Source organism: Marinospirillum minutulum DSM 6287 (assembly GCF_000422325.1).
GTDB lineage: Bacteria > Pseudomonadota > Gammaproteobacteria > Pseudomonadales > Halomonadaceae > Marinospirillum > Marinospirillum minutulum.
In genome coordinates, this window is the sequence record NZ_AULO01000010.1 from 1 (window position 1) to 20780 (window position 20780).

Genomic DNA, 20780 nt, shown 5'->3' on the forward strand with positions numbered 1-20780 from the left:
TTTAAATTCTTTTAGAAAGAAACCGTTTAAAAACAATCCTTTACACCCCTTGCCAGCTTCTAAACTCAACCCCGTTTCCAAGGCCTCCCTGACAAGAGAGGCGTATTATAGGCACTAACTTTTAGAACGCAAGCCCTTTTTGAAAAAATATTACAAATCATCCAATTTGGTCTTTTTGGACGGCTTAGCAAACACTGCGTACAAAGGACCAGAAAAAGCATAGCCTACAAATAAGACCAAAAGCATAACTGCTGGGTCGATTGAAATGATGGCTAAAAATAGCACTACTGCCAAAAGCACCACAAAGGGCACTCGGTTTTTTAGATCGATACCCTTAAAACTATAGTAGCGAACATTACTTACCATCAATAAACCAACTGCAGCAATAACAAATGCAACCAAAACTTGAGGCCAAAAGGCAGCAAAACTTATGTCATGCAATACCCAAACCAGTGCAGCGACTACTGCTGCCGCTGCTGGGCTAGGCAATCCAGTAAACCAGTTTTTATCCGCACTACCTACATGTACATTAAACCTAGCTAAACGCAAAGCAGTACCTGCTACAAATATAAAGGCAACTATCCAACCTGTTTGACCCAAGTCTTTTAACATCCAGCTAAAAGCAACTAATGCAGGAGCCACACCAAAAGACACCATATCTGCCAGGCTGTCATATTCGGCACCAAAAGCACTTTCTGTTCCTGTCATACGTGCTACACGACCATCTAAACCATCTAGAATCATCGCTACAAAAATCGCAATAGCTGCCGCACTGAAGTCATGATTCATACCAGCAACAATTGCATAAAAGCCTGAAAACAAAGCACCCGTGGTAAATAAGTTAGGCAACAGGTAAATGCCACGATGCTTTTCTTTCTTACCGTTTACCTCTTCTTCTTCTACTACCTCTTCAATCACCTCATCAACTATTCGGTGCGCTCGGCGACTAAACTCACTCTCACCCTCAACTTTCTGTTCTTCTGTATTTTTAGCAGCAATCGCTTCGGAAGCGTCTTTTTCAATCGTATCTTCTTGTTGCTCTACTTCTGCTTCCGATTTTTCTAATGACATAACTTGTACCCTAAGTGTTATAAAATCCCGTAGATTATCTGGCTATACTACACCTTCAATCCAACTTTCTTAAAGCTTAGCTAGCACAAAACAAAAACGCAGCCTCGAAAGGCTGCGCAGAATAAGAAATGATTAAACTTAGTTCTTATCTTTATCAACTAGCTGGTTAGCAGTAATCCAAGGCATCATACCACGCAGTTGAGCACCCACTTTTTCGATAGGGTGTTCAGCATTGTTACGACGGTTGGCAGTCATAGAAGGATAGTTATGCGCACCTTCCGCAATGAACATTTTTGCATATTCACCATTTTGAATACGCTTAAGTGCATTACGCATGGCTTGACGTGATTCTTCGTTGATTACTTCAGGGCCAGTAACATACTCACCATACTCAGCATTATTAGAGATGGAGTAGTTCATGTTAGCAATGCCGCCTTCGTACATCAGGTCAACAATCAGCTTTAGCTCATGCAGACACTCGAAGTAAGCCATTTCAGGTGCGTAGCCCGCTTCAGTTAGTGTTTCAAAACCCGCTTTAACTAGCTCTACTGCACCACCACAAAGAACAGCTTGCTCACCAAACAGGTCAGTTTCTGTTTCATCTTTAAAGGTTGTTTCAATAATTCCTGAACGACCACCACCTACACCCATAGCATAAGAAAGTGCTAACTCTTTAGCTTTACCAGAAACATCACGGAAAATAGCGATTAAATCTGGGATACCGCCACCTTTAACAAACTCAGAGCGCACTGTATGACCTGGTGCTTTAGGCGCAATCATAATAACGTCTAGGTCGGCACGTGGCTCAACTTGGTTATAGTGAATAGAGAAACCGTGTGCAAAAGCTAGGGTAGCGCCCTGCTTAATGTTTGGCTCAATTTCTTCTTTATATAGCTGACCTTGGAATTCATCGGGTGTAAGAATCATAACCACATCAGCGCTAGCAACAGCATCAGCAACATCAGCAACTTTTAAGCCGTGAGCTTCTGCTTTTGCACGTGAAGAAGAATTAGCACGCAGACCAACAGTTACATCGACACCTGAATCTTTTAGGTTGCATGCGTGAGCATGGCCTTGTGAACCGTAACCAATAATAGAAACTTTTTTGCCTTGAATAAGCGATAGATCACAATCTTTATCGTAATAAACGGTCATTGCCATGTTGCTTCTCCTGAAAATAAATATAGTGCTTAGCACTAAATGGTTTATGCCATCAAATTTTTAATCGGCATAGATTAAGGTATTTCTTACACTGCGTAAAATACAATGCACTAATTATTAAAAACCCTGCCAACTCAATTATTGGTTGGGTGCTACAGGCTCAACACCTTTTCACCACGCGCCACACCAGACACACCAGTACGAACAACTTCTAGTAAGGTACTACTGCCTAAAGCTTGAATAAATGCATCTAGCTTACTGGCATGACCCGCCAATTGAACTGTGTAAATGCTGGGTGTTACATCAATGATTTGGCCACGGAAAATCTCCGTTGTCCGCTTTACTTCTGCACGTTGAGCACCCACCGCTTTTACCTTAACCAGCATTAGTTCACGCTCAATGTGCTGACCTTCGGTTAAATCAACCAGCTTTACTACATCAATTAACTTATTAAGCTGCTTGGTTATTTGCTCAATAACCCGCTCGTCTCCAACGGTAGTAACCGTTAAGCGAGACAAGGTAGGGTCATCGGTAGGCGCTACGTTCAAGGTTTCAATATTGAAGTTACGCTGCGAAAACAAACCAACTACTCGTGACAAAGCACCTGCTTCATTTTCCATTAAAATAGAGATGATATGTCGCATGATCAAGTCCTCTCCGTTTTAGATAACAGCATATCTTTCATAGAACCCTGCGGAACTTGCATAGGATAAACATGCTCATGTGGATCTACATAAACATCTAAAAATACTAGCTTATCTTTCATAGCAAAGGCTTTTTCAATGGCAGCATCTAAGTCTTCTGCTTTTTCTACCTTCATTGCTACGTGGCCATAGGACTCAACCAACATTTTGAAATCTGGTAGTGATTGCATATAAGACTGAGCATGACGCGCTTGATAATTTAAATCTTGCCACTGACGAACCATACCTAAGGACTGGTTATTCAGGTTGATGATTTTTACCGGAATACCAAACTGACTACAGGTAGAAAGTTCCTGCATCATCATTTGGAAACTGCCTTCACCAGTAATTAAAACTACTTCTTCATCTGGCTTATTAAGTTTTACACCCATTGCTGCTGGAAAGCCGAAACCCATCGTTCCCAAACCACCCGAGGTAATCCAATGATTCGGCTTATCGAACTTGTAGTATTGCGCGGCAAACATCTGGTGCTGACCTACGTCGGTTACAACATAAGCTTTACCTTGAGTTGCTTTCCAAACTGCTTCAACTACCTGCTGCGGTTTCATGGTTTCGCCTGGCTCTGCAGGCTCATAAATACGCCCAGCACGGCTGGCAGCCCAAGCATCTATCTGCTTCCACCAGTCAGCTAAAGCATCTGGCTCTAACTGGGTTTTACTTTCATCTAAAAGTGCTAGCATCTCTTCTAATACGCTAGTTGCTGTCCCAACAATAGGCACATCGACACGAATAGTTTTACCAATAGATGAAGGGTCGATATCAACATGAACAATACGTGCTGTTGGGCAGAACTTAGATACGTTATTGGTTGCACGGTCATCAAAACGCGCACCAATACACACCACCAAATCACTGTGGTGCATAGCTTGGTTAGCTTCAAAGCTACCATGCATACCTAACCAACCAACTGACTGGCGATCGGTTTGCGGATAAGCACCTATTCCCATTAACGATGTAGTAACAGGAAAGTTGAGCTTTTTAGCTAACTGAGTGAATAGCTCACTAGCACCACCTAAAACCAAACCACCACCACCATAAAGAATGGGGCGCTTCGCCTTAAGAATTAATTCAACTGCTTTCTTAATTTGACCCGTATGTCCACGGCCAACTGGCGTATAAGAGCGCATTTTTACCTTTTTAGGAAAAACATACTCATACTTTTCAGTGGGTGCTGTCATATCTTTTGGAATATCAACAACAACCGGACCTGGACGACCCGTAGTAGCAATATAAAAAGCCTTTCTCAGAATCATAGGAATATCTGAGGGGTGCTCAATGGTGAAGCTATGCTTAACGATAGGACGGGTAACACCAATAATATCGGTTTCCTGGAAAGCATCTTCGCCTATTAAATGGCTCGCCACCTGACCGCAAAGCACGATCATAGGGATTGAATCCATAAAAGCAGTAGCTATACCGGTTACAGCATTAGTAGCGCCTGGACCTGAAGTTACCAGCACTACACCGGGCTTACCGGTTGCACGCGCATAGCCATCTGCCATGTGCGTAGCTGCTTGTTCGTGACGAACGAGAATGTGATTAACCTTGTCTTGGCGGTGAATCGCATCGTAAATGTGTAAAGCGGCCCCGCCTGGGTAACCATAAATATACTCAACCCCTTCATCCGCTAGGAATCGGGTGATCATATCTGCGCCTGAGAGTAGTTCCACTTTCGTGAATCCTTTGAAAAAGTTCGAGTGCATAGAGTTAGTTTTACTACTAACTCCGGTTCAATAATTTAGATGCTAAAGTGAACACTCATCTAAATTGGCTGATGCAATGCCGTGTCTTGGCAAACGAGATCCGCTTTCGGATCTGCACTCTTGTCGCATTGAATGAATGCGTAGTGGGGCTTAACCTGACCAGAGGATAAAACAGGCCGGCAAGTCCTTGGAGGTGAACTAGTTATACAACTAATTCATGTGCACTTACCTAGGGGTCACCTCGATATGCTGCACCTGCTACAAGATAGGTCAAAGACTCTTATAAAACGCCTATTTTGTCAAGCAACCATCCTTGGTTGCCTGCTTTTTGCGTTAATTAAGAGCTGTTTAGTTGAAAGTTAAGATTTAATTTTAAAAATTGTCTTTTCGCCCTCTAAATCTGCTACTAATGTTTGGCCAGGTTCAAAACGGCCCGCCAAAATTTCTTGCGCTAATGGGTTCTCTATCATTTTTTGCACGGCACGCTTAAGTGGACGTGCACCGTAGACCGGGTCATAACCCTGTTCCACTAAGGCATCAACAAAATTATCTGCTAGCTCTAAAGTGAGTTCTCGCTCACTTAAACGCTCAGCTAATCTGGCTAACTGAATATCAGCAATGCGGCGAATTTGCGCTTTCTTAAGTGAATGGAAAACCACCACCTCATCTATTCGGTTAATCACTTCAGGTCGGAAATGCGTGCCGACTACTTCCATCACTGCCGACTTCATGGTGTCATAGCTTTCGTCTGTCATCTGCTGAATCAAGTCTGAACCTAGGTTAGACGTCATCACTATAACCGTATTACGGAAGTTAACGGTACGCCCTTGGCCATCGGTTAAACGGCCATCTTCTAGCACTTGCAGTAGTATATTAAACACATCCGGGTGGGCTTTTTCTACTTCATCTAGCAGCAACACAGAATACGGACGACGACGCACTGCCTCGGTTAAATAGCCACCCTGCTCATAACCCACATAACCAGGGGGCGCACCAATTAGGCGAGCAACTGAGTGTTTTTCCATGAACTCACTCATATCAATACGCACCATCGCCTCGGTTGTATCAAATAAGTAGTGCGCTAAGGACTTACATAGCTCAGTTTTACCTACACCCGTTGGACCTAAAAACAAGAAAGAGCCACTTGGACGGTTAGGGTCAGACAAACCCGCTCGTGAACGGCGCACCGCATTCGCCACCGCGACCACGGCTTCTTCTTGGCCTATTACGCTTTTGTGGAGTGCATCTTCCATTTTCAGCAGCTTTTCACGGTCAGATTCCAGCATTTTGCTCACTGGAATACCCGTCCAACGTGCCACTACTTCAGCTATCTCTTCATCGGTAACACGGTTACGCAGCAGCTTATGCTCTACACCCTCTAGCTGATCAGCCATCTGCATACTGCGTTCTAGGTCTGGAATAATGCCGTACTGAATTTCTGACATACGACCTAAATCACCCTTGCGGCGAGCAGCTTCTAAATCGATTCTGGCTTGTTCTAGCTGCTGCTTAATTTGTTGAGCGCCTTGCAGACTAGCTTTTTCGGATTTCCAAATTTCTTCTAAGTCAGCAAACTCACGGCTAAGCTCTTCAATTTCTTCTTCCAGAATTTCTAGGTGTTTTCTTGAACCTGTATCGGTTTCTTTTTTCAGGGCTTCACGCTCAATTTTTAATTGAATCAAGCGCCTTTCTAGCCTATCCATTGCCTCAGGCTTAGAGTCAATTTCCATACGAATACGACTAGCCGCTTCGTCCATTAAATCAATGGCTTTATCAGGTAACTGACGATCAGAAATATAGCGGTTAGATAGTTTAGCGGCTGCAATTACCGCACTGTCAGTAATTTCTACACCATGGTGAACTTCATAGCGTTCTTTTAAGCCACGCAAAATAGCAATGGCATCTTCTTCGGTTGGCTCACTCACTAATACTTTTTGGAAGCGGCGTTCCAGCGCTGCATCCTTTTCAATGTATTCACGGTACTCATCTAGGGTAGTAGCACCTACGCAGTGTAGTTCGCCACGGGCTAGCGCAGGCTTTAACATATTGCCAGCATCCATCGAGCCTTCGCCCTTACCCGCACCCACCATAGTGTGCAACTCATCTATAAACAGAATGACCTGACCCTGCTCTTTGTCTAACTCACTAAGCACACCTTTTAAACGTTCTTCAAATTCACCACGGAACTTAGCACCAGCAATTAAAGAACCCATATCTAAAGATAAAACACGCTTACCTTTTAAGCCTTCGGGCACTTCACCATTCACTATACGCTGTGCCAAACCTTCTACTATGGCAGTTTTACCTACCCCTGGCTCACCAATTAATACAGGGTTATTTTTTGTACGGCGTTGTAAAACTTGAATAGTGCGACGTATTTCATCGTCACGACCTATCACTGGGTCTAGCTTGCCTTCTAATGCCCGCGCGGTTAAATCAATGGTGTATTTTTCTAGCGCTTGGCGTTTTTCTTCAGCATTAGGGTCGTCCACTTTTTCCCCTCCACGCAAATTTTCTACTGCTGTCTCTAAGCGCTTTTTATTTAAACCAGCGGCTTCTAGCGCTTTACTCGTGTCATCTTTTAAATCGAGCGCAGCTAAAAGCACTAGCTCACTAGAAATGTACTGGTCACCACGCTGTTGAGAATCACGGTCGGCAAGGTTCAATAAACGACCCAAGGCTTGGGAAACGCCTACATTGCCGTCGTGCTGACCTATAGTGGCTAGTTGTTCTAGTAATTTTTTCAGCTCGCTTCTTACACGGCTCGCATCTGAGCCAGCTTGCTTAATAAGCGGTGTTAAAGGACTGCCCTGCTGATCTAACAAGGCTAAAAGTAAATGAACGGGTGCAATTTCATTATGGCTTTGACCCACAGCCATAGATTGTGCATCGGCAAAAGCATTTTGCATTTTGCTAGTTAGGCGATCGATACGCATGTAATAAACCTCTTAAGGCGTTAATTCAGTATTGCTTACTTAATGGGGGGTAATTTGCCTGAATTCAAGAGGTCTAATCTAGCCAGATAACACTTGCCATGCGTCCGCTTTGCTGTCCATCACGGCGGAAAGAATAAAAACGTTCTTCATCGGTAAGTGTACAGAAGTTACCACCAAACACCTGTTCAACACCCGCCTGTTGAAGGCGCTGAGTAGCTAAACGATACAGGTCTGCCATATAGTGCTTTAAGCGGTAAGGGCTGGGTACAAAAGCGGCAGCAGCATCTGGGTGACCGGCCATAAAAGCTTGACGAACCTCCGGCCCCACTTCAAAAACTCGTGCACCTATAGCAGGGCCTAACCAAGCTAATATTTGGCTGGGGTCAACGTCTAAGGCTTTAACGGTATTTTCTAACACACCCGCTGCTAACCCACGCCAACCCGCATGAGCAACAGCAACTTTAGTGCCTTCTGCATCACAAAAAAACACCGGCAAACAGTCAGCGGTTAGCACGACACAAGCATAATCACCCCCCGTTGCGACTGCTGCATCCGCTTGAGTATTAGGCGAGTATTCTTTTGCCACCTTAGCCGTATGCACTTGGTTCAGCCAATTCAGTGGTTTGCCGCCCGTTTCTTTTTGTAAAAGCTCTCGGCAAGCCTTCACCGTTAAAGGGTTATCACCGACATGATCAGCTGGATTAAAGCTTGCATAAGCGCCCTGACTTGGCCCAACCTCACGAGTGGTTACAAAAGCCCGCACATTGTTGGGTGCAGGCCAATGGGGATAAAGCAAACTTAGCTCTGGCTGAACAAGTGTTTTCATCGGGCACTCCGCACATCTTCCTCTAAAAGGGTTAGCAACAGCTCGAAGTCATCTGGCAAGGGTAAAGTCCAAGACATTTCTTTGCCTGTTTCTGGGTGAATAAGCTTTAAACTACGTGCGTGTAGCGCTTGGCGTGGAAAACTACGTAGCATCAGTTTCAACTCTTCATTTGCACCAGCGGGTAACTTTAATCGCCCACCATAAACAGGGTCGCCAACTAATGGATGACGAATATGTGCCATGTGTACACGTATTTGGTGAGTACGTCCGGTTTCTAAATTACAGCGCACATGGGTATGAGCACGGTAACGCTGCACCACACGGTAATGAGTCACTGAATCTTTACCACCTGTCACAACCACTGCCTGACGCTTACGGTCTTTTGGATGGCGACCTATTTGAGTAGCTACTGTTCCACCTGAAGTAAGCACACCTAAAGTTACGGCATCATATTCACGCCCCATACTGTGACTCTGTAATTGTTCAACTAGGGAGTTTTGTGCTTTAAGGGTTTTAGCCACTACCAATAAACCTGAGGTGTCTTTATCAATGCGGTGCACTATGCCAGCACGGGGCAACTCTTTTAAAGAAGGGCAATGAAACAGCAAAGCGTTTAATAAAGTACCATCAGCATGACCCGCTGCTGGGTGAACAACTAAACCGGCTGGTTTGTTTACTAATAATAAATGCTCATCTTCGTAAACAACATCCAACTCAAGGTCTTGTGCTATATCTGTTAGCTGCTCTTGCTGTTCAGCATCTAGGGTTAAAATATCACCAACACGCACTTTATTTTTTGGCTTACCCTGCTCGCCATTACACAACAAGCTACCATCCTTAAGCCACTCTTGTAGTTTTGCACGAGAGAAGTCAGGAAATAAATCTGCTGCCACTTGATCAAGTCGCTTACCTGAAGACTCTAGGGGTACTGCTGCTTGCTGCTTTATTACTTGTGTCATGGAATTCTTTCTGTGGTTTAAAGTCTTAACCTCTCGAACCCAAGAGGGGTTTCCGTTATTCTAGCACTCGAACAAGGTTTATCACCCAAAGATTCCGATTTAGAAAAGACAAACTACTCATGCCACTTAAAGCACTGCACCTTTCAAACATTTTTCGGCTGGTTGTTATTAGCCTAATTCTTGCACTTCTATCTGGCTGTGCGGGTCGCCTAGCCGATGATGAAAAAACAGAACAACAGCTTTATCAAGAAGCTCAAACGGCCTTAGATAAAAAGCGTTTTATTACTGCCATTGAACGATTACAAACGCTAGAGTCCCGTTTTCCTTTTGGAGAATATGGCGAACAAGCCCAGCTAGAACTTATTTATGCCTACCACCAAAACAATCAACACGAGCAGGCGCGTGCTGCTGCTAGTCGTTTTATTCGTTTAAATTCAGGCCATGCACAAATTGACTATGTGCTTTATTTAAGTGGCTTATCTGCTTGGGTTGCTGGTCGCCACTCATTAGAGGGTTTGAAATTAACCGATATTTCACAAAGAGACCCAGGCGCAACACGTGAAGCCTACGCTGACTTTAATCGTTTAATAACTACTTTTCCTGACAGCGACTACGCACCCGATGCCCAGCAGCGCCTTCGCTATTTAAAAAACCTGCTAGCGGCACAAGAAGTTTACATAGGCCAATTCTATTTACGCCGTAGCGCACCCATAGCTGCTATTAATCGTGGACGTGGCGTAGTTGAAGGTTACCGAGACACCCCAGCAGTGGCTGATGCACTAGCGGTAATGATAGAAGGTTATTTACACCTGGAAGATACCGAGCAGGCCAACGAACTACGCCAACTTCTAGTCGAACTTCAACCCAATCACCCACAGTTAAAAGGTAAAAAAGGCTTTGTTCAGCTTCACCCTGCGGATAAGCCAGACAAAACCTTATTACAAATACTTTCGTTTGATCTTTTCTAAAGCACACCCAGCTTTAAAGACCTAGTTTTATCATCAAGGCTCTAATTGCTATCCTAGAGCCTAAACTTCTTACAAGGTGATGAATAATGTCATTTAAAGTTTATCTCTCGGGTGAAATTCACACCAACTGGCGTGAAGAAATTATTAGTGGCTGTAAAGCCCTTAACCTAGATATTGAGTTTTATTCTGCAGTAACCGACCACGATGCTAGCGATGCCGCTGGTGACCTGCTAGGTGCTGAAGATAAAAACTTTTGGCGTGATCATAAGTCAGCCAAGGTCAATTCGATTCGTACTAAAAACTTAATTAAAAAATGCGACCTAGCCATAGTGCGTTTTGGTGATCAATACAAACAGTGGAATGCTGCTTTTGATGCTGGCTACTGTGCTGCTTTAGGCAAACCCTACATTACCCTGCATGGCGAAGATATCATTCACCCACTCAAAGAGGTGGATGCCGCAGCTATGGCTTGGGCAACCACTACTAAGCAAATAGTCACAATTATTAACTACACCCTAACAGCCTAATTAAAAGCCTTGGGTACTTTTGCTGCCCAAGGCTTTACTGTTTTTTATATAGCTCAGTTTACCCTTACAAAACAGGCCATTTGTTGACTAGCGGATAACGCCTATCTTTACCAAAAGCTTTAGGCGTAACCCGTGTACCTGGGGCAGCTTGGCAGCGTTTGTATTCATTCATATCCACCAGTTTAACCACCCGCAATACATCCTCTTGCTTAAAGCCTGCGGTAATTAAATCTGTGGCAGATAAATCTTCTTCTATGTAGCCTTGCAGCAGTTTGTCTAGTACTGGGTAGGGCGGTAAAGAATCTTCATCTTTTTGGTCGGGGGCAAGTTCAGCTGAAGGTGGGCGGTCAATCACTCGCTGAGGAATCACATACCCTTGGCTGTTGCGCCAAGTGCATAGTTCAAAGGCTTTGGTTTTATACACATCTTTAATGGCATTAAAACCACCGGCCATATCACCGTAAAGGGTGCAATAACCCACCGCCAATTCGCTTTTATTACCCGTGGTTAACAGCATTAAACCTTTTTTATTCGACAAGGCCATAAGCAATACACCACGGCAACGGGCTTGTAGGTTTTCTTCGGTCACGTCTTTATAAGCAGTATCTTTACTGGTTCCGGCAAAGGTGTCAGCCAAGCCAGCCATAAAACTTTCGACCATCGGCGCTATAGGAATAACCTGATACTCAATACCCAACAACCTTGCTTCTTCTTCAGCATCGGCAATACTCATTGCAGCAGTGTAATGGTAGGGCATCATTACACCCATTACCCTGTCAGCTCCTAAGGCATCCACGGCAATCGCCACAGACAAGGCAGAATCTAAGCCGCCCGACATACCCAAAACCACGCCTTTAAAACCACTGTTATTTACATAGCTTTTTAAACCTAATACTAGAGCGCCATATAAATAGGCTAGGTCTTCTGGCCAGCTTTTAATGGCATTGCTAGCAGTTGAACTTGCCTCCCAGCCTTGCGGGCTCACTTGCAAATTCACTAGCAAACCATCTTCTTCTAGGGCTTGGGCTTGAGCAATCACTTCACCATCCGCGTTTAAAGCAAAAGAAGCGCCATCAAACAACAATTCATCTTGCCCACCCACAAGGTTGCAATACACCAAGGGGCGTGCCAAAGCTTGGCAATGCTGCTGGGCTAGGTGTAAGCGTTCATACTGTTTGCCTTCGTGCCAAGGTGACGCATTCAAAACCAGCAAAACATCAGCGCCAGCGGCAACTGCATCAGCGGCTGGTTCTGGCTGCCAAAGGTCTTCACAAATTAAGATGCCCAGCTTGCAGCCATTAATTTCTACCACACCTGTTTGTTGCCCAGCAGTAAAATAACGCTGTTCATCAAAAACCTGCGCATTGGGAAGCAACTGCTTAAAGTATTCAGCCACCCATTCGCCTTGATGCAAGACACCAGCGGCATTAAATAACTGGCCATTTTTGGCACGTGGATAACCCACAATTAAGCTAATACCCTGCACTTCTTCTTGTAGTTGCTGCAAAGCCGTTTCTATACGGCCTTGTAAAGCAGGCCTTAGTAATAAATCTTCGGGCGGATAACCCGTTAAAGTCAGTTCAGGAAGCAGTAAAAGATCAGCCTGATTATTAACGGCTAAACTATTAGCTAACTGAATAATAGCTTGGGTGTTTGCTTGAATATCACCGACAAGCAAGCTGATTTGGGCAGAGTAAATTCGTAAGCCAGACAAGACAGGCTCCTAAAAGCTGAGGGTTAAAATGCAAAAACTGTTAGAATCAAAGTATAGATTAAACACCCAGTAAGAATAAGGAACAAAAATGAGTTTATTAATCGTGCGCCTAGTCGTTTTTGTGTTGCTGTTTTGGGCAGGTTTTCGCATTTGGCAATTCTGGCAAGCTAAGCAGCAGCTACCAGGCGACAAGTATTCCAGCCAAACTAAAGGTGATTCAGAAATGATGGTGCGCTGTGAAGAGTGCAAAGTTCACCTACCTCAAGGCAGTGCCATTAAAGCAGGTGAGTATTATTTTTGCTGCCCCGAGCATCAAGCTTCATTCGAAAAAGAATAAGCTGCCATAGCAATCTCTGCTTCACGCTTTAGTAATAGGTCACCCATAGCACGCGCTGCTGCAGGTGCTAAAACCACGCCATTACGAAAATGCCCTGCACTGGTGTAAAGGTTTCTGTAGTTGGGTACTTCGCCCATTAACGGAATGCCATCGAGACTACCTGGGCGCAAACCAGCCCAGTGTTTTTCTATTTCATAATCTCGCAATTTAGGCAGTAATTGAAAAGCCGTTTCACGCAAAGATTCCAAGGCATCTTGAGTGGTTTGTTTATCAAAGCCAACATATTCCATAGTTGAGCCAGCTAAAATACGGCCGTCTTTACGTGGAATTAAATAACGCCCTTTCATTAATACCACTCGGTTAATTAACCCAGGTGGTGCTTTAAACATTAGCATTTGCCCACAAACTGGCTTAATGGCTGTTTTTACATCTAACTTCTCAAGCAGTTTTCCTGTCCAAGCGCCTGCACATAAAACAGTGCGCCTTGCAGAAAAAATCATTTGCTTGCCCTCAACACCCAACACTTCGCCTTCATCATGATAAATGCCGTGTACTTCGGTATTTTCTAACAAGCGAATATTTTTATAGCGCTTTAAAGATGCTCTTAAGGCCTTAGCTAAACGGGGCGTACGCACACTGGCAACTTTAGGCATCCATAAAGCACTACTAAAACCCGGCGCTACATCGGGTTCTTTATCGTATAAAAAAGCCGCATCCACCTGTTCAAGCTGACGTTGTTCTTCGGCAGCCCAAGCTAAAGCCGCTTGTTCATCTGCAACCTGCAACAAGAGCAAACCATCTTCTCTAAATTCAGGGTCGATACCTGTTTCTTCTAATAGCTGTTGAGTGAATTTAGGGTAAAAGTCTTGGGCGTAAGAAGCTAAGGCAGTGATAGAAGCTGGGTAGCGCCAAGGGTAAAGAGGTGAAACAATGCCACCGCCTGCCCAGCTAGACTCTTCTCCACACTGCCCACGCTCTACCAAGGTAACGTCTGCGCCTGCATCAGCTAGCTCTCTAGCTAGCATCATCCCTATAACACCGCCTCCCACTAATAAAAAATCACTCATCAAGCTTACCTAGGTTAAACAACATAAATTTAACGGTTTAACTTCAACCTACCCTAGCCTCCATGCTTAGTGTTATAAAAACACTTAAACCACTTCATCTAAGCAATGAACTTGTTAGACTAAACCTATTCAGAGAAGGTAAACCCATGACTTTAAGCGAACTTCTAGCCCAGTTAACTCAACGCCCTGTTAGCTTCCAAACCGTTATGCAAGTAATTGAAGATGCGTATATTTTTACACCCACCCTCTTTACTAATGGCGATTTAACTAACCCTGCCAATACCAACAACGGCTCTTGTCGAATTTTTGCTTTTGGTCTAATCAATAAGCTAAGTGAACAAGCCACCTTAAATGCTTTTGGTGACTATTATACTCAAGATGTTTTACAAAACCCTGAAGGCACAGACCATCAAAATATTCGTCAGTTTATAAAAACTGGCTGGAAGGCCATTAGCTTTAGTTCAGCAGCCTTAGTTAAGAAGTAATGCCCACTTGCCTAGTGTATTAACTAGCACGACCACGAAGAATACCTACCAAAAGCCCCAACCAGCCCAAGAGCAAAGCAACACCACCCATAGGGGTAATAATGGCTAAGCGGGTATCACCTGTACTGGCCATTAGGTAGAGTGAACCAGAGAAAAGCAGCATACCCACTAGCCAACCCCAAGCAGCAAAACGAAACCCTTTATTTTTTTCTAGCCAAGTGGCTGCCAACCCCAATAAAGCTAGGGTGTGCCACATTTGGTAGGTGGTTGCTAATTTAAACCATTCCTGCGCCCGCTCATCTAAATAAGGCTTTAAACCATGCGCCGCAAAAGCACCTAAAGCTACGACTAAAAAACCACTCACTGCAACTAAAGCCAACCAACGCTGCTGATAACTAGACACTTGCCCTTCCTTACCTAAAAAGCTTTATAAAAACAAACTTGTTGATGCTAACACAAAGCATTATATTGACTGACTAGTGATTTTATTTTTCTTCTGCTGGAGCTTTGCTATGAGTCATCTTTATTATAATGCAGCACCCCAAGAAACACGGGTTGCTAAGCCTCGTAAAGCACCACGCAGCTACCCAACCCACAAACCCACTCACATCTATCTTTATGGCACCTGTGTTGTCGATTTATTTTTCCCAGAAGCTGGGATGGATGCCATTCATTTATTAGAGCGTGAAGGCATTCAAGTTAACTTTCCTCAAGCACAAAGCTGCTGCGGGCAACCCGCCTACACTTCTGGTTATAGCCAACAAGCCAAAGATGTTGCTCGCTCGCAACTCGCCTTATTTACAGAAAACTGGCCAGTGGTGGTTTGTTCAGGCTCTTGTGCGGGTATGTTCCGCGAGCATTATCCTGACCTCTTTAAAGACGAACCCGAAACGCTAACCCAAGTAAACGCTTTGGCTGAACGCACTTATGAGCTAAGCGAATTTTTATTAAAGGTATGCAAAGTAGAATTAATTGATCAAGGTGAAGCAACACAAGTGGCATTGCATACTTCCTGTTCTGCCCGCCGTGAAATGAATACCCACCTGCATGCCCGTGAATTGCTAAATCAATTAGCCCAAGTCGAACGCCTAGACCATGACCATGAAAGCGAGTGCTGCGGTTTTGGTGGTACTTTTTCGGTGCGTATGCCCGATATTTCAGGTGCTATGGTGGCGGATAAAACGCAAGCTTTACAGGCAAGTGGTGCACAGCAGGTGGTGAGTGCTGACTGCGGTTGTTTGTTGAATATTAATGGTGCTTTTGAAAAACAAAATATCCCGTTACTAGGTCAGCACCTAGCCAGTTTTTTATGGCAGCGCACCCAAGCTAAGCAGGAGCCAAACACATGAGCAGCCAACGCATTCCTACGCTTGATGTCACTGCACAAAAGCTTAAATCCAATGCACGCCTGTCATTAAAAGATCAGCAGCTGCGTACTAATATGCGTAGCGCTATGGATTCACTCATTAGCAAACGCCTTATCTCTATGCCGGATGAAGATGAACGTGAAAACCTGCGTGAGCTGGGTAATAAAATTAAAGCCAGAGCTTTATCGCAACTGCCCGATCTGCTGGAGCAACTGGAAAGCAATTTAACCAAGCAGGGTATTCAAGTGCACTGGGCCAGCACCACAGAAGAAGCCAATGCCATTGTTTTAAACATTGCCCAAGCCCGCAATGCCAAGCAGGTGATTAAAGGTAAATCCATGGTCAGTGAAGAAATGGCCATGAATGAGCACTTGACTGAACACGGCATAGAAGCGCTTGAGTCAGATATGGGTGAGTACATTATTCAGCTAGATAATGAAAAACCCACGCACATTATAATGCCAGCGATTCATAAAAATGCGCAGCAGGTGGGTAAGCTTTTCGAAAGCCGTTTAGCCCTACCCTATACTGATGATGTGGATAGCTTAATTCAGTCAGCACGCAGTATTTTAAGAGAAAAATTCTTTCAGGCCGATATTGGTATTTCAGGGGTTAACTTTGCTGTAGCAGAAACGGGCACTTTGTTGTTGGTGGAAAACGAAGGCAATGGACGCATGTCCACCTCAGTGCCGCCGGTGCATATTGCCGTAACGGGGATTGAGAAAGTGGTTGCTAATTTGCAAGACACAGTGCCGCTGCTGTCACTGCTAACCCGCTCGGCGCTGGGTCAAGGCATTACTACCTATGTGAATATGATTTCTGCCCCACGCCAGCCAGATGAGCTTGATGGCCCAGAAGAAGTGCATTTAGTGTTGCTAGATAATGGCCGTAGCCAAGCCTTTGCAGACAGTGAACTAAGGCAAACATTAAACTGCATTCGCTGTGGTGCTTGCATGAACCACTGCCCTGTTTATACACGCATTGGTGGGCAAGCTTACGGCACGGTTTACCCTGGCCCCATAGGTAAAATTATTTCGCCACATCTTTTAGGTTTGGAAAACACGCCAGACCACCCTTCAGCCTCTTCTTTATGCGGTGCTTGCGGTGAAGTCTGCCCAGTGAAGATTCCCATTCCTGCCTTGTTACGTCGCTTGCGTGAAGAAAACGTTAAATCACCCAAGCAGCAACCCCAGATAATGGCTGGGCAGGGCAGCCGTTATTCCGCCAAGGAGCGCTTGCTGTGGAAAGGTTGGCAATACTTTAATAGCCAGCCGTTGCTGTATAAAACGGGCACTTTCTTAGCTACACGCCTAGGCAAATTCACACCCAACAAGCTAGGTCCTTGGACACAAAACCACAGCGCCCCCAAGCCCGCAAAACATAGCTTGCATGAGTTGGCAAAAAAGCATTTGGAGAAAAAATCATGAGTGCACGGGATAAAATTCTAGCCAGCCTACGCCAAAGTTTAGAAGGCACTCAACCGCTAGCCAACCCTTTTGACGCTAGCTTAGTGGATAAACCTTGGCGCTATAAACCAGAAGAAAGAATCACCCGTTTAAAAGAATTAATGACTGCAGTACACAGCGAAGTGCATCTAACATCAAGCCAAGCTTGGCCTGCACTGGTGTGCAAGCTCTTAGCCGAACGAGCCATTAACAAGCTATTAGTTGCTCCAACCACAGCCCATGGCAAAGCACTGGCTAATTACTGTAAAAATGAAAATTCAGCCTTAAAACTCTTGGCTTATGACCGCCCCATTGAAGAGTGGAAGCGTGAACTCTTTGATGAAGTACCGGCCAGTTTTACCGGCACACTTGCAGGGATTGCCGCTACAGGAACCTTGGTCGTACAACCCAGCCCAGCCGAACCACGCCTAATGAGCCTAGTGCCACCGCTACATATTGCGCTACTCAAAGCCAGCCAGATTTATGACAACCTCTATCAAGCCCAACAACACTGGCCCAAACCCATGCCGAGTAACCTATTGTTAATTTCTGGCCCTTCAAAAACTGCCGATATTGAACAAGTCTTAGCTTATGGTGCTCATGGCCCTAAAGACTTAATTGTGTTGCTGGTGGATGACGCATGAGCTTACCTGCTGCTTTTTTAGCTGCTGTAGAAGAAACCCTTCCTGCTTCAAGGCTTTTTTCTGATCCGCTTTCAACACTTACTCTGGGTACAGATGCCAGCTTTTATCGCTTAATTCCCAAGCTAGTTATTCGGGTGGAATCTGAAGATGAAGTGGCTTTTATTCTAAAGCAGGCAAGTAAGCACCAGGTTGCGGTAACTTTTCGTGCCGCTGGAACTAGCTTATCTGGGCAGGCTGTTAGTGACTCTGTTTTGGTTCTTCTTGGTGATCATTGGAATAACAAAGAGGTGCTTGATAATGGGCAACGTATTCGCCTGCAACCCGGAGTTATCGGTGCCAATGCCAATCAAGCTTTAGCCCATTTAAACCGTAAAATAGGCCCAGACCCTGCTTCCATTAATGCAGCAAAAATTGGCGGCATGGTGGCTAATAATTCTAGCGGTATGTGTTGTGGTACAGCACAAAACACTTACCAAACCCTTGCTGCTATGCGTCTATTATTAGCTGATGGCAGCTGTGTAGATAGCGCAGATCCTGACAGCGTTAGCCAGTTCAGAAAAACTCACCAAGGCTTGCTGAAAGGTTTGGCTGAACTCGCTAAGCAAACCCGTGAAGATGCAGAGCTTAGCGCTAAAATTCAACACAAGTACCGAATCAAAAACACTACAGGGCTTTCGCTTAATGCGCTTATTGATTTCACCGACCCTTTAGATATTTTGACTCATCTAATGGTTGGCTCCGAAGGTACGCTTGGGTTTATTAGCTCAGTCACTTATTACACAGTGCCTGACCACCCTAGCAAGGCTACCGCCCTAGTAGTTTTTCCTGATGTTGAAACCTGTTGCCAAGCGGTGCGACTACTTAAGAAACAACCCGTAGCAGCCGTTGAATTACTAGATAGGCGTAGCTTGCGTAGCGTACAACACATGGCTGGTATGCCCGCTTGGATAGAGCAACTAGGTAACTCCGCCTGCGCCTTACTGATTGAATCCCGTGCGGCCAACCCACGTTTATTAGAAGAACAACTGCAACAAATTAATGCCAGTATTGAACACTTCCCTAAAGAAGCGCATATAGCCTTTAGCCAGGATCCCAAGGTTTATGAACTCTTGTGGCGTATGCGTAAAGATACCTTCCCTGCAGTGGGTGCGTTACGAGAAACAGGCACCACCGTTATCATTGAAGACGTAACCTTTCCTTTAGAACAACTGGCCGAAGGGGTTAATCGCCTTATCAGCTTGTTCGAAAAATACCAGTATGATGAAGCCATTTTATTTGGTCATGCACTGGATGGAAATTTACATTTTGTCTTTACTCAGCGTTTTGACCAGCCAGAAGAAGTTGCTCGTTATAGTGCTTTTATGGAAGAAGTAAGCCACCTAGTTGCGGTTGAATTTGGTGGATCACTCAAAGCTGAACATGGCACTGGCCGCAATATGGCTCCTTTTGTTGAACTGGAATGGGGGAAAGATGCCTACCAACTCATGTGGCGTATTAAACACCTGCTAGACCCGCAAGGCATTTTGAATCCTGATGTTGTTCTGTCAAAAGATGCCGGCATTCATTTAAAAAACCTTAAATCTCTACCAGCCGCCAATCCTTTAATAGACAAGTGTATTGAATGTGGGTTTTGTGAACCTGTCTGCCCAGCTGCAGGCTTAACCCTTTCGCCTCGCCAACGCATTGTTGCTTGGCGGGCTATTCAAGAGCAAAAACGTCAAGGCTTAGACACCACTCAACTGGAAAAGGATTTTCAATACCAAGGAATAGACACCTGCGCCGCAACAGGTTTATGTGCTCAGCGTTGCCCAGTAGGTATTAATACTGGTGACCTGATTCGTGAATTACGTGCTAAAAAGGCAAGGCATTCAAAAACAGCAGAGCATTTGGCTGGCTCTTTTGCCCAAATTGCCCGTGCCGCTCGCTGGTCTTTAGTGGGTGCTGAACTTGCTCGCAAATTACTTGGTGCACCAAGAATGCACCGTTGGACGCAACAGCTGCATCAACGCTTTAATAGCCTACCAGTTTACTTACCCGCCACTCCTAAAGCGGCACAACTTCCACCACTAGCAAGCACCAACCCAGCCAGCAAAAAGCCCAGAGTCGTTTACTTTGCGGCCTGTGTTTCTAATGTTATGGGGCCAGCACACCTAGATAAAGACCAAACGCCCTTAAGAGTTAAAACCCAACAACTCTTAGAAAAAGCAGGCTTTGAAGTTATTTACCCAGAAGCTTCAGCAGGTCACTGTTGTGGACAACCCTTTGCATCCAAGGGTTACCCTAAACAAGCAGACGACAAACTGCATGAATTAGAAGAGCAACTGCTTAAAGCCAGCCGTAACGGGCAAGATCCTATCTATTCAGATACCAGCCCTTGCACACTCAGGTTATTAAAAGAATTAAAAGAAACCCAATTAAAGATTTATGATTCCGCAAAGTTTTTAAATGAAGAAGTGTTGCCCCGTTTAAAACTAGAACCCTTAGACGAGAAGGTTGCAGTACACATTACCTGTGGCACACAACACCTAAATGAAACCGATAATTTGCTAGCCATCGCCAAAGCTTGTGCTACTCAGGTAATTATTCCTGAAGGAATTCATTGTTGTGGTTTTGCAGGCGACAAGGGCTTTACCCTACCCGCACTTAATCAATATGCTTTACGCAATTTGGCAGAACAGGTTGAACCGTGTACTGCTGGCTTTTCTACCAGCCGAACCTGTGAAGTGGGGTTAAGTAGTTATAGCAGTCTTAACTATCAGCATTTGGTGTATCTGGTGGATAAGGCAAGTAGGGTTAAGTACTAAAAAGCTAAACTTGTAATTAATTGCTAAACTAGCCAGCATTTAACTAACCAGTAATACAGCCT

General features: G+C 44.7%; 18 protein-coding genes. 8 read left to right on the forward strand and 10 right to left on the reverse strand.

Annotated features, from left to right (window positions below; genetic code table 11):
• Positions 1 to 150: 150 nt before the first annotated feature.
• From pssA to rluD, 7 genes are all read right to left on the reverse strand, one after another.
• Positions 151 to 1071 carry a CDP-diacylglycerol--serine O-phosphatidyltransferase gene (pssA, locus tag H571_RS14070; protein WP_084482649.1) on the reverse strand — a complete coding sequence of 307 codons (921 nt, stop codon included), beginning with the start codon at positions 1069 to 1071 and terminating at the stop codon, positions 151 to 153.
• Positions 1072 to 1209: 138 nt separating this feature from the next.
• On the reverse strand, positions 1210 to 2226 hold the full coding sequence (gene ilvC, locus H571_RS0103585; protein ID WP_027848116.1) for a ketol-acid reductoisomerase: 1017 nt from the start codon (positions 2224 to 2226) through the stop codon (positions 1210 to 1212).
• A 158-nt stretch (positions 2227 to 2384) separates the two neighbouring features.
• Positions 2385 to 2876 (reverse strand): acetolactate synthase small subunit, encoded by a 492-nt coding sequence (ilvN, locus tag H571_RS0103590; RefSeq protein ID WP_027848117.1) that lies wholly within the window; start codon positions 2874 to 2876, stop codon positions 2385 to 2387.
• Positions 2877 to 2878: 2 nt separating this feature from the next.
• Entirely contained in the window at positions 2879 to 4606 is a 1728-nt protein-coding gene (locus H571_RS0103595; RefSeq protein WP_027848118.1) for an acetolactate synthase 3 large subunit, read from the reverse strand.
• Between the two features lie 392 nt (positions 4607 to 4998).
• The gene (gene clpB, locus H571_RS0103600) at positions 4999 to 7575 is read right to left on the reverse strand and encodes an ATP-dependent chaperone ClpB (protein ID WP_027848119.1); all 2577 of its coding nucleotides are present in this window, start codon (positions 7573 to 7575) and stop codon (positions 4999 to 5001) included.
• A 73-nt stretch (positions 7576 to 7648) separates the two neighbouring features.
• The gene (pgeF, locus tag H571_RS0103605) at positions 7649 to 8401 is read right to left on the reverse strand and encodes a peptidoglycan editing factor PgeF (RefSeq protein ID WP_027848120.1); all 753 of its coding nucleotides are present in this window, start codon (positions 8399 to 8401) and stop codon (positions 7649 to 7651) included.
• Positions 8398 to 9360, reverse strand: coding sequence for a 23S rRNA pseudouridine(1911/1915/1917) synthase RluD (gene rluD / locus H571_RS0103610; RefSeq protein ID WP_027848121.1), 963 nt, complete (start codon positions 9358 to 9360; stop codon positions 8398 to 8400). The genes pgeF and rluD overlap by 4 nt, the downstream gene beginning before the upstream one ends.
• Positions 9361 to 9479: 119 nt before the next feature.
• Here rluD and H571_RS14075 point away from each other — a divergent pair, with 119 nt between their 5' ends.
• Positions 9480 to 10328: an outer membrane protein assembly factor BamD gene (locus H571_RS14075; RefSeq protein ID WP_051168127.1), complete on the forward strand. Its 849-nt coding sequence runs from the start codon at positions 9480 to 9482 to the stop codon at positions 10326 to 10328.
• Between the two features lie 86 nt (positions 10329 to 10414).
• Positions 10415 to 10855 (forward strand): YtoQ family protein, encoded by a 441-nt coding sequence (locus tag H571_RS0103620; RefSeq protein ID WP_027848122.1) that lies wholly within the window; start codon positions 10415 to 10417, stop codon positions 10853 to 10855.
• 64 nt (positions 10856 to 10919) lie between these two features.
• On the opposite strand, the gene H571_RS0103625 is transcribed toward H571_RS0103620, so the two are convergent.
• A complete protein-coding gene (locus H571_RS0103625; RefSeq protein WP_027848123.1) occupies positions 10920 to 12569 on the reverse strand; it encodes an NAD+ synthase in 1650 nt (549 codons plus the stop codon).
• A gap of 88 nt (positions 12570 to 12657) precedes the next feature.
• On the opposite strand from H571_RS0103625, the gene H571_RS0103630 reads away from it, so the two are divergent.
• Complete coding sequence (locus H571_RS0103630) at positions 12658 to 12906, forward strand: PP0621 family protein (RefSeq protein WP_027848124.1); 249 nt, start codon at positions 12658 to 12660, stop codon at positions 12904 to 12906.
• Here the strand turns inward: H571_RS0103630 and thiO are convergent.
• Complete coding sequence (thiO, locus tag H571_RS0103635) at positions 12882 to 13973, reverse strand: glycine oxidase ThiO (protein ID WP_027848125.1); 1092 nt, start codon at positions 13971 to 13973, stop codon at positions 12882 to 12884. The genes H571_RS0103630 and thiO overlap by 25 nt on opposite strands.
• A gap of 146 nt (positions 13974 to 14119) precedes the next feature.
• On the opposite strand from thiO, the gene H571_RS0103640 reads away from it, so the two are divergent.
• A complete protein-coding gene (locus H571_RS0103640; RefSeq protein WP_027848126.1) occupies positions 14120 to 14458 on the forward strand; it encodes a HopJ type III effector protein in 339 nt (112 codons plus the stop codon).
• Positions 14459 to 14477: 19 nt separating this feature from the next.
• Here the strand turns inward: H571_RS0103640 and H571_RS0103645 are convergent, their stop codons facing one another.
• The gene (locus H571_RS0103645) at positions 14478 to 14861 is read right to left on the reverse strand and encodes a DUF423 domain-containing protein (protein ID WP_027848127.1); all 384 of its coding nucleotides are present in this window, start codon (positions 14859 to 14861) and stop codon (positions 14478 to 14480) included.
• A 109-nt stretch (positions 14862 to 14970) separates the two neighbouring features.
• Here H571_RS0103645 and H571_RS0103650 point away from each other — a divergent pair, with 109 nt between their 5' ends.
• From H571_RS0103650 to H571_RS0103665, 4 genes are read left to right on the forward strand one after another with little or no spacing between them, the layout of a single operon-like run.
• Positions 14971 to 15807: a (Fe-S)-binding protein gene (locus H571_RS0103650; RefSeq protein WP_027848128.1), complete on the forward strand. Its 837-nt coding sequence runs from the start codon at positions 14971 to 14973 to the stop codon at positions 15805 to 15807.
• A complete protein-coding gene (locus H571_RS0103655) occupies positions 15804 to 17252 on the forward strand; it encodes a LutB/LldF family L-lactate oxidation iron-sulfur protein (protein ID WP_036217514.1) in 1449 nt (482 codons plus the stop codon). The genes H571_RS0103650 and H571_RS0103655 overlap by 4 nt, the downstream gene beginning before the upstream one ends.
• The gene (locus tag H571_RS0103660; RefSeq protein WP_027848130.1) at positions 17249 to 17914 is read left to right on the forward strand and encodes a LutC/YkgG family protein; all 666 of its coding nucleotides are present in this window, start codon (positions 17249 to 17251) and stop codon (positions 17912 to 17914) included. Before H571_RS0103655 ends, H571_RS0103660 begins: the two co-directional genes overlap by 4 nt.
• Positions 17911 to 20718, forward strand: a complete 2808-nt coding sequence (locus H571_RS0103665; protein ID WP_027848131.1) for an FAD-binding and (Fe-S)-binding domain-containing protein — start codon at positions 17911 to 17913, stop codon at positions 20716 to 20718. The genes H571_RS0103660 and H571_RS0103665 overlap by 4 nt, the downstream gene beginning before the upstream one ends.
• Positions 20719 to 20780: the final 62 nt, after the last annotated feature.